The sequence below is a fragment of the Acinetobacter sp. YK3 genome (genome assembly GCF_001729365.1).
Classification (GTDB): domain Bacteria; phylum Pseudomonadota; class Gammaproteobacteria; order Pseudomonadales; family Moraxellaceae; genus Acinetobacter; species Acinetobacter vivianii.
Map to the genome: position 1 here is coordinate 1 of NZ_LZPJ01000126.1, position 9,239 is coordinate 9,239.

Sequence of the window (9,239 nt, forward strand, 5' to 3'; positions counted from 1 at the left end):
CTACCAATTTCACCATGCCCTCGCCAACTTCATATTCACCTTGAACCTGGAAGCGACGACCAACACCGCTAAAGCCTTCTAAGGCACGGCAAATCGCACCATCAGAAACGCCTTCATCGGTTGCCACACCAATTGCAGCAAGCGCATTTAGGACATTATGTAAGCCAGGCTGGTTGATGGTGACACGTAATGGCTCACGGTCTTTACGCAATACGGTAAAGTGCGAACGCATGCCTTCCTGAGCCACATCAACCGCACGGATATCATTGCCTTCATCGAAACCGTAAGTTAAAACTGGACGACCTACACGCGGTAAAATCTCGCGAATATTGGCGTCATCACCACAGACAACTGCCAAACCGTAGAATGGCAGGTTATGCAAGAACTGGATAAACGTATCTTTTAACTTATCGAAGCTGCCTTCATAGGTATCCATGTGATCTGCATCAATATTGGTCACAATGGCGGCCATTGGCTGTAAATACAAGAATGAAGCATCCGACTCATCCGCTTCTGCCACGATAAAACGGCTTTCACCCAGCGCAGCATTGACCCCAGTGCTATTCAGCAAACCACCGATCACATAAGTTGGATCAAGGTTTTCTTCCGCCAACATGGTGGTCAATAAACTTGTGGTTGTCGTTTTACCATGCGTTCCCGCAACCGCGATACCATGACGGTAACGCATCAACTCACCTAACATTTCCGCACGGCGCACAATCGGCGTACGTTGTTCAATTGCAGCTTTAATCTCTGGATTTTCAGGATCAATCGCAGTCGATACCACCAGTACATTGGCATTTTTAATATTGTCTGCCGAGTGGCCGATAAACACCTTGATGCCATTGGCTTCGAGTTGAGCTGTCGTTTTCGACGCTTTAATATCTGAACCTGAAATCTTATAACCTTGGTTACTCAATACTTCAGCAATACCACACATCCCCGCACCGCCAATACCAACAAAGTGGATATTTTTAATACGGCGCATTTCTGGCACTTTAATCAGCTTTTTGGCTTGGTTTGGATTTGTAGGAGACATAGATAAACTCGAATTACAATTTTTTAATCAGATCAACCACATGCTGCGTCGCATTCGGTTGTGCTTGTTGACGTGCTTTAATTGCCATTTCAGAGAGTAGCTGGCGATTGAGCAAACTGGCAAATAACTCATCTAAAACAGCAGGTGTCATTTCTGCTTGTTGGCAAATTTTTGCAGCACCTGCATTTGCCAAAAACTTAGCATTTGCAGTCTGGTGGTCATCCACCGCAATAGGTAAAGGAACAAAAACCGCTGCCAGACCCGCTGTTGCAACTTCGGTCACAGTCAACGCGCCAGCACGGCAAATAATTAAATCAGCTTCACTATACGCTTTGGCCATATCATGAATAAATGGCTCAACCTGAATATTTAATTGCTCAGATGCACCTTGATAAAGTGCACGCGTCGCATCTTGCTTATTTTGACCACATTGATGAAATACATTCAGCGGTACACTGACCTTTTTTAATGCTTCTGGCAAACGCTCATTTAACGCTTGCGCCCCCAATGAACCACCCACAATTAAAATATTTAGTGGCAATTGTTCCTGTTCACGGGTTTGGTAACGCCATGATGGATTCAAAATCGCAGTGATTTCAGCACGCACAGGATTTCCTGTAGTCACCACTTTATCACTACTTGGGAAAGTATCTGGAAAAGCCTGACATACGGTTTTCGCGATACGTGCCAGTTGGGTATTGGTAAAACCTGCAATCGCATTCTGCTCATGGATCAACACAGGAATACCCAGCAAACGTGCAGCCAAACCACCTGGCCCTGCAACATAACCGCCAAAACCAGCGACAGCATCAATTTTCAGCTGTTTCATATAGCGCATTGCGCTTAAGGTTGCTTTTAGAATTTTAAAGGGTGCACTGAGCTTACGTAGCAGACCATTGCCACGTACACCTTGAATATCAATCTGATAAATTGGAATATTTTGATCTTTGAGTAACCGGTTTTCCATTCCCGTCGGGGTCGCCAACCAAGAGACCTGACAGCCTTCTTGTTGCAGTTGTTTGGCAACAGCAAGCGCAGGAAAAACATGTCCACCTGTACCAGCGGCCATCATCATGACATGTTTGGGTTTGTTCTGTGGTGAATTGGTCACGGTTTAATTCTTCAACTCAAAAAAAGGTTATCGTCTATTGTTTTCGAGCGTTATTTTAATCCTAAAGCTTCATTCACGAAAAGCGAATTTCACTTGTTTACAACAGAAAGCTGAGCTTTTTTCGATTCTTTGTTAAAAACTAGAGACTGCCGATATCTAAAAGCCCATTTGCATCCAAAATTCGAGTAAATACAAACGGGCATTTTGGTCAAAAAATAAGAATTATTTAATTTTTAAGCCCAGCTTCCAGTACGGCAAATAAATCATCTGCAATCGAGGTACCGAATTGTGCATCAATCTCGCGGATACAGGTTGGGCTGGTCACATTAATTTCAGTCACATAATTCCCGATCACATCAAGGCCAACGAAAACCAAACCTTTTTCACGTAAGAATGGGCCAACTTTTGCTGCAATCAATTTATCATTTTCAGTCAGTGGACGAGCCTGTCCTAGACCACCTGCTGCCAGATTACCGCGCACTTCACCATTTTGTGGAATACGTGCCAGACAATATGGAATCGGTTCACCATTGACCATCAAGATACGCTTATCGCCTTCTACAATTTCAGGAATATAACGTTGTGCCATGATCGGACGTGTACCCATTTCTGTGAGCATTTCCAGAGTCGAACCGATGTTTACCCCATCTTGATACAAACGGAAAATGCCCATGCCTCCCATTCCATCAAGTGGTTTCACAATCACATCGCCATGTTCTTTAATAAATTCACGAATCAGGCTTTGTTGTGAGGTCACTAGAGTTGGGACTTGTAGTTCTGGGAACTGGGTAGCAAATAGCTTTTCATTGCAGTCACGTAGCGATTGCGGCTTATTGATAATCCACGCCCCTTCACGCTCTGCCTGCTCCAGAATATAGGTGGTATAGACAAAGTTCATATCAAACGGCGGGTCTTTACGCATTAATACCACATCGTAATCGGCCAGCGACTCTTTGCGCTGCTCGCCCAACTCGTAATAATGATTGTAATCTTCGAATACTTTCAAAGGAGAGATCAGACCAAAAGCCTTGCCTTGGTCGATATATAAATCGTGCTGTAATGCATAACCCAATTCATGTCCACGACGGCTGGCCGCCCATAACATCGCCATAGTTGAATCCTTTTTAAGATTCACAGTTTCAATCGGGTCCATCACTACAAGTACACGCATAATCTGACGCTCGTATTTTTAATCTTGGCAAAAAGTATAACGAAGTTTACTGATGATGTTTAAACAAGTTATGTAATTATTAAATCTAAAAAATTCTAATTTATTCAAATCACTAGATTCAATTTATTTAAATAGACGATTTTCTTATGGATAAAAATTACTGGCAAATGAATCGATCGCCAGTAATTTGTAAAACATCAAATTTTAAATTCAACTTAAGCCAAAAGTTTTTGAATATCTTTGGCAATTTTTTCAGGTTTGGTGATCGGCGAGTAGCGTTTTACCACCTCACCATTTTGATTAATCAGGAATTTGGTGAAATTCCATTTAATACTTTCACTCCCCAGAATTCCCTTGGCTTCAGAGGTTAAATATTGATACAAGGGATGTGCTGTTGGGCCATTCACATCAATCTTGGCAAACATTGGAAATGACACGCCATAATTACGCTGACAGAAGCTGCCGATTTCTTCGTTGCTGGATGGATCTTGATTGGCAAATTGGTTACATGGGAAACCCAAAATCACCAGTCCTTGTTGTTGATAGTCCTGATATAACTTTTCCAAACCTTCAAATTGTGGCGTGAGACCACATTGGCTCGCCGTATTCACGACTAATAACACTTTACCTTGATAATCAGAAAGCTTCTTTTGTTCGCCTTCTAACAGTTCAGCCTGAAAATCATAAATCTTGCTCATAGGTGTTCTCTCATCTATCCAATGGTGGAATTACTCGAAATATATTGCTTAATAATTCAGCTTGCTTATTTAATATTGCACACAACTATCTTGCGTGCAAGCTTATTATGCACAATGTACTTTTCAAACAATCCAATTTATACTGAATGTTCAACAATCAAGTCGAGCAAAAAACATCATGGCTGAAGTTTCATTTTTGGATAACCAAGTGTGTTTTGCCATGTATTCCGCGACCAATGCCATGATTCGCCAGTATCGTCCGTTGCTTCAGGAATACGATCTGACCTATCCGCAATTTATTGTGTTGCTGGCTTTGTATGAGCAGGACAATGTGATGTTGTCAGAGATTGGACAAAAGACTTTTTTTGACTCAGGAACGCTGACACCCATTATTAAAAAACTAGAAGAAAAACAGTTTTTAAAGCGTGTCGCAGTCAAAGAAGACGAGCGAATGAAAAAAGTGATCTTGCTGGAAAAAGCGCTGGCGTCAAAAGATGAGATTATCGCAATTCCGTTTAAACTCGCCTGCGCTTTAGGCATGGAGCAGAATGATCTGCTGGCGATTCATAACTTATGCCATCGTTTTTTAAAGGGTTTGGAACAATCGAAACTCGAGTCTATAGAAAGTTAAATGCTGCAAGCGATTGTGGGTTTTCATCTCGATGAAGAAGGACATTATGTTGCTGATCTCGCCTGTGGGCATGGTCAGCATGTCCGTCATGATCCACCGTGGCAAAATCGTCCTTGGGTGTTAACCGAACAAGGGCGCCATGAGAAATTAGGTGTAATGCTGGAATGTAAGAAGTGTGAGGAGATAAATGGTGAGTGCTTTTAAACCAAGATAACTAAAAAAGCCCAATATATGATTGAGCTTTTTAATTATCTTTCTAGTTTAGATATCCATTTTTCTAAATAAGAAGAAAGGTAAATTACGGATAATCATCATAATGATTGCCCATTTACCTGGTGTATACACTGTCAATTTAGCTTTATCAATTCCTTGCACAATATTACTAGCAACTTGCTCAGGTGAGGCAAGCTTTCCTTTGCCAGACATTCCAGCCGTCATTGGTGTTGCGGTTGGACCCGGCTTAATTAAAGTTGCTGTAACAGAAGAACCGATTAAAGCTAAGCGGTGTTGTAATCCTTGCAGGTATTTATCAATCAATGCTTTGGATGCACCATATACATAATTTGATTTACGTCCACGGTCACCCGCTACTGAGCCAATCACAGCCAATTTACCATGATTATGCTCAATCATATGTTTCGCAATACTCTCTGTAAATAATACAGGTGAAAGTGCATTAACTTCGATTGCCTGTTGGCATTTGAGTAAATCATTTTGACATTGCTCTTGATCAGGTAAATTACCATGAGCAATCAGCGCAATATCGATTTTCCCTTGTTGATTAATGGCATTAATACAATCCTGAATCGCTGTAGCATTTACAAAATCAACAGTCTGGAATTGGATATTGGCCTGCGGCGTACGCACCTTAAGATCATTCACAACACGCTGTAATTTTTCTTGATCACGACCCAATAAAATAATTTCACAAGGCTGCTGTTTAAGCCAAAGTCTGGCGCAGTGTTCAGCAATAGCAGACGTCCCACCTACAATTAAGATTTTTGGTTGATTTGACATTTAGGCCCCTAATAGACGACGAGACATTTCCGAGCTGATGCCGGGATCCCGATATTTTAAAAATTCATTTAAGCGCGGATAGCCCGCTTCAAATAGTGATCTTGGCATACGAGCATCTTTGGCTAAATAAAGACGACCTTGTGCTTGCTCGACAATATGATCCAATTCATTTAACAGTTTTAACGTTTTTTCACCACGATTAGGGAAATCCAACGCCAAAGTAACACCAGATTTTGGAAAGCTCAGCAATCCGCCAGACTCACGATCACCAAATGTTTTTAATACGGCTAAAAATGAGCCCTCGCCCGACTTTTTAATCGCATTTAACATCTCTTGGGTAACTTCTTTACCGATCTCTTTCGGAACAACACTTTGATATTGGTAAAAACCTTTTGGCCCATACATTTTATTCCATTCGTGCATGGCATCTAATGGATAAAAAAATGGCTCATAATGTACTTTTTGTGACTGGCTTTTTAACGAGTTGCCATGAAAATAGGCAAAGTTAAAGAGAGGTAAACTGAGTTTGTTCACCAATGAAATAGGAGGTGTAATTGGAAATGTTTTATCGTTAATTTCAGGTTCTGCTTGCGCAGACACACTCGCCAGATTTCCCCGCGAAAAAAGTCCTTTGGCATTCGCACCATTCATACAATCAATCCAGGATACCGTGTATTCCCAGTCTGGTTCAGATGAATCAGAGAGTGAAAAAAATTCATCTAGATTGTGATAAGGAATAGTTTCTGCATCAATCCACGAACTTTGAACCGGACGCAATTGTATTTTCGCCTCTAAAATTATACCTGTTAGGCCAATTCCACCTAAAGTTGCATAGAACCAATCTGCTCTTTCAGTCTTTGAACACTCAATAATTTCACCATCAGTTCGTACAAGTTTTATTTGCAGAACATGGTCACCAAAAGAGCCAAAAGCATGATGGTTTTTACCATGCACATCATTTGCAATCGCGCCACCGACGGTAATCATCTGCGTGCCTGGCGTTACAGGCAACATCCAGCCTTGCGGGATCAAGGTCCGGTGAATATCTTGTAAGGTCGCACCTGCTTCACAGTGTAAAATCCCGGTATTTAAATCAAAAGACATCAGATGATTCATGGCTGTGGTCAACCATAGAGTACCATTGCCATTTAATGCGACATCACCATAGCTACGCCCCATGCCATGGGCAATGCCTGGAAAGCTGCCATGCTGTATTTGTCTAGAGGCTTGTGAAGGCGTTATTAAAGGAATAGCGTGATGTTCAGTATTAGAAAGCCTACCCCAGGCCTGTACGTTTTTCATTTATGCCTCAACCTTACGAAACACAAAACGTTTATCTAAGTAATATTTGCAAATATAGCCAATCATTAGACCGATTATTCCACCTAGGTAACGCATTTCTTTGGTTTCAAAAACGATATGAAATCCAAACTCGAAACCCCAGAAAATAATTGTCGTAAAAAGGCCCATGATGGTATAAAGAATAAAGACCTTTCCATCATGTTTGGTATTCTGTGTTTTATATTTAAAAATATATTTCTTATCCAAAATGTATTTAACAACTAGGCCGACACCCGTGCCAATAACAATTGATATAAAAATATAAAAATTTCCAACATAAATATAACTAGAAATATCTTGTGCTATAATATTGCAAAACGTAGCAACTATAGCAAACGCTGTATAAAGCAGCGCGAGCTTAATCGAGTCCATCATTTATATTTAATATAGCGCTGAAAAAAAAATGTATGATATAGCAGAAAATCGGTCATTTCTAGCAGAAATCCCAGGACTGATTAAACTAATTAGGCCAAAACAGTGGCTCAAAAATACCTTTGTTTTTGCACCTTTAATCTTTGCAGGTGAATTCCTAAACTTAGGATCTATTTATTCCGTATTGTTTGCCGCTTTTTTATTTTGTCTGGCTGCTTCCGCAGTCTATATCGTGAATGATTTAAAGGACATAGAAAAAGATCGAGCACATCCTGAAAAGTCTCTAAAACGTCCCTTAGCTTCGGGTCAAGTGAGTCCTCAGAGTGCAATTATACTATTAACTCTGATTTATATCGCTTTAGGATTTTCCTGGTTAATCGCACCTAAAGTCATCTATGTGATCGCAGTATATTTACTGCTGAACTGGGCCTATACCTTTAAACTGAAACATGAGCCTGTGATTGAAATTTTCATCGTGGCCTTTGGTTTTGTGTTACGTGTATATGCAGGTGCTGTAGCTCTTGCAGTGCCAGTCTCTCACTGGATGTTTATTACAACATTAAGTATTTCACTTTATCTCGCGTCAATTAAACGTCGTCAGGAACTGATACAAAGTGGCTCTCAAGGACGTGGGGTACTTGAACACTATTCAGTTAGTCTGATTGACCGCTTTGCAGGTATGTCTGCCGTTACAGCAATTATTTTTTATAGCCTGTATACGATGGAAGTGCAGCCACAGCTCATTATCACCATCCCATTTGTGATGTTTGGATTGTTTCGTTACTGGTTTATTGTTGAAACACTAAAAGGTGGAGAATCTCCAACTGATGTGATTGCTCAGGACTGGCAAATATTATTAACCGTTGTCTTATGGGTCGCATGTTGTATCTGGACATTATTGCCAGCTTAGTTTTATTTTGGATTATTACGTGAAGTCTTATATTTACCTTATTACCCCATTTCTAGCTTGGCTAGTTGCGGGCTGTCTAAAGTTTCTTATTAATTCAATTAAAGCCAGGAAACTGGCTTTTGGCTTAATTGGCTATGGTGGATTACCAAGTAATCACAGTGCCATTGTAAGTAGTATGACCGCGCTTATTGCTATAAAAGAAGGTATTGATACCCCTGCTTTTGGTGTTGCACTTACCCTATCGTTTATTGTGTTATTAGATGCAAATAGTTTAAGACAAGCTATTGGTAAACATGCGGTAGTGATTAACCATCTGGCTAAAGATACACCTGAATACAAACAGCTAAGAGAACGTATGGGGCACACAAAGATTGAGATCTTAGCTGGTGTACTGGTAGGTTGTCTGGTTGCTTATTTGATTGCCAATATACTGTAGGATAATCAATGTTTACATTTATTAGCAGATTAAAGATCAGCCTGTATTTGCTCATTTTATTAGCAATCATAATATTTTTTAGAGCATGTGAATTTAAATTTACACTAGTGTTACATAACTACTTATACACATCGTGGCTATTTAATTATGACTACGGCTTTATGAGAAGAGCTCTTCCTGGAGAGCTTATCTCTTTTTTCAACCTGGATTATGGCTATAGATCCATCAGAACTATAGCATTTATTATTTTAGTTATTTTATTTTACTTATTTTCCTACTTGACTATTAACTCATTAAATCATTTAAATATACAAAAAAATAAAGCTTTATATATTACCTCCTTTATGTTTCTGCCCTTTTTAACAACTCAATGGGTACTTGAATTAGGGCGTTTTGATCAGATTATACAAATTCTACAGCTACTCTGTGTAATCTGTATTATAAAAACAAAAAAATATTATTCATCTTTTTTCCTTACAGGTCTTACAATAGTCTTGTCCGCACTTATTCATG

The 9,239-nt window shown here is 40.0% G+C and carries 11 protein-coding genes and 1 pseudogene; 5 read left to right on the forward strand and 7 right to left on the reverse strand.

Annotated features, from left to right (window positions below; all coding sequences use genetic code 11):
• The 4 genes from murC to A9Z07_RS15180 all read right to left on the reverse strand — a co-directional run.
• Positions 1 to 1,039 (reverse strand): UDP-N-acetylmuramate--L-alanine ligase (murC, locus tag A9Z07_RS15165; protein ID WP_069579720.1); only part of this gene is annotated, 1,039 nt, incomplete at its 3' end.
• Positions 1,040 to 1,052: 13 nt separating this feature from the next.
• The gene (murG, locus tag A9Z07_RS15170; protein WP_081401154.1) at positions 1,053 to 2,150 is read right to left on the reverse strand and encodes an undecaprenyldiphospho-muramoylpentapeptide beta-N-acetylglucosaminyltransferase; all 1,098 of its coding nucleotides are present in this window, start codon (positions 2,148 to 2,150) and stop codon (positions 1,053 to 1,055) included.
• Between the two features lie 226 nt (positions 2,151 to 2,376).
• A complete protein-coding gene (gene gshB, locus A9Z07_RS15175; protein ID WP_069579721.1) occupies positions 2,377 to 3,321 on the reverse strand; it encodes a glutathione synthase in 945 nt (314 codons plus the stop codon).
• A gap of 215 nt (positions 3,322 to 3,536) precedes the next feature.
• Positions 3,537 to 4,019, reverse strand: coding sequence for a glutathione peroxidase (locus A9Z07_RS15180; protein WP_062846244.1), 483 nt, complete (start codon positions 4,017 to 4,019; stop codon positions 3,537 to 3,539).
• 178 nt (positions 4,020 to 4,197) lie between these two features.
• Between A9Z07_RS15180 and A9Z07_RS15185 the strand changes: the two genes are divergently transcribed.
• Together A9Z07_RS15185 and A9Z07_RS15190 are read left to right on the forward strand one after the other, a co-directional pair.
• Positions 4,198 to 4,650, forward strand: a complete 453-nt coding sequence (locus A9Z07_RS15185; RefSeq protein ID WP_069579726.1) for a MarR family winged helix-turn-helix transcriptional regulator — start codon at positions 4,198 to 4,200, stop codon at positions 4,648 to 4,650.
• Positions 4,651 to 4,854 (forward strand): DUF3565 domain-containing protein, encoded by a 204-nt coding sequence (locus tag A9Z07_RS15190; RefSeq protein ID WP_069579722.1) that lies wholly within the window; start codon positions 4,651 to 4,653, stop codon positions 4,852 to 4,854.
• 57 nt (positions 4,855 to 4,911) lie between these two features.
• On the opposite strand, the gene A9Z07_RS15195 is transcribed toward A9Z07_RS15190, so the two are convergent.
• Genes A9Z07_RS15195 through A9Z07_RS15205 form a run of 3 tightly spaced genes read right to left on the reverse strand, consistent with a single transcriptional unit; the run spans position 4,912 to position 7,383 of the window.
• Entirely contained in the window at positions 4,912 to 5,667 is a 756-nt protein-coding gene (locus tag A9Z07_RS15195) for an SDR family NAD(P)-dependent oxidoreductase (RefSeq protein WP_069579723.1), read from the reverse strand.
• Entirely contained in the window at positions 5,668 to 6,969 is a 1,302-nt protein-coding gene (locus A9Z07_RS15200) for an FAD-binding oxidoreductase (RefSeq protein ID WP_069579724.1), read from the reverse strand. It lies immediately after the preceding gene.
• Positions 6,970 to 7,383, reverse strand: coding sequence for a GtrA family protein (locus A9Z07_RS15205; RefSeq protein WP_032863994.1), 414 nt, complete (start codon positions 7,381 to 7,383; stop codon positions 6,970 to 6,972).
• Positions 7,384 to 7,411: 28 nt separating this feature from the next.
• Here A9Z07_RS15205 and A9Z07_RS15210 point away from each other — a divergent pair, with 28 nt between their 5' ends.
• From A9Z07_RS15210 to A9Z07_RS17965, 3 genes and pseudogenes are all read left to right on the forward strand, one after another.
• Positions 7,412 to 8,290, forward strand: a complete 879-nt coding sequence (locus tag A9Z07_RS15210) for a decaprenyl-phosphate phosphoribosyltransferase (protein WP_005260181.1) — start codon at positions 7,412 to 7,414, stop codon at positions 8,288 to 8,290.
• Positions 8,291 to 8,309: 19 nt separating this feature from the next.
• Positions 8,310 to 8,726 carry a divergent PAP2 family protein gene (locus A9Z07_RS15215; RefSeq protein WP_069579725.1) on the forward strand — a complete coding sequence of 139 codons (417 nt, stop codon included), beginning with the start codon at positions 8,310 to 8,312 and terminating at the stop codon, positions 8,724 to 8,726.
• A gap of 8 nt (positions 8,727 to 8,734) precedes the next feature.
• Positions 8,735 to 9,239: pseudogene (locus A9Z07_RS17965) on the forward strand (sel1 repeat family protein); the annotation flags it as partial.

What these genes read in the sequence shown, in the direction of transcription:
- gshB (WP_069579721.1), bottom strand. Translation starts at nt 3,321, where the DNA reads ATGCGTGTACTTGTAGTGATGGACCCGATTGAAACTGTGAATCTTAAA.
- A9Z07_RS15180 (WP_062846244.1), bottom strand. Translation starts at nt 4,019, where the DNA reads ATGAGCAAGATTTATGATTTTCAGGCTGAACTGTTAGAAGGCGAACAA.
- A9Z07_RS15185 (WP_069579726.1), top strand. Translation starts at nt 4,198, where the DNA reads ATGGCTGAAGTTTCATTTTTGGATAACCAAGTGTGTTTTGCCATGTAT.
- A9Z07_RS15190 (WP_069579722.1), top strand. Translation starts at nt 4,651, where the DNA reads ATGCTGCAAGCGATTGTGGGTTTTCATCTCGATGAAGAAGGACATTAT.
- A9Z07_RS15195 (WP_069579723.1), bottom strand. Translation starts at nt 5,667, where the DNA reads ATGTCAAATCAACCAAAAATCTTAATTGTAGGTGGGACGTCTGCTATT.
- A9Z07_RS15200 (WP_069579724.1), bottom strand. Translation starts at nt 6,969, where the DNA reads ATGAAAAACGTACAGGCCTGGGGTAGGCTTTCTAATACTGAACATCAC.
- A9Z07_RS15205 (WP_032863994.1), bottom strand. Translation starts at nt 7,383, where the DNA reads ATGATGGACTCGATTAAGCTCGCGCTGCTTTATACAGCGTTTGCTATA.
- A9Z07_RS15210 (WP_005260181.1), top strand. Translation starts at nt 7,412, where the DNA reads ATGTATGATATAGCAGAAAATCGGTCATTTCTAGCAGAAATCCCAGGA.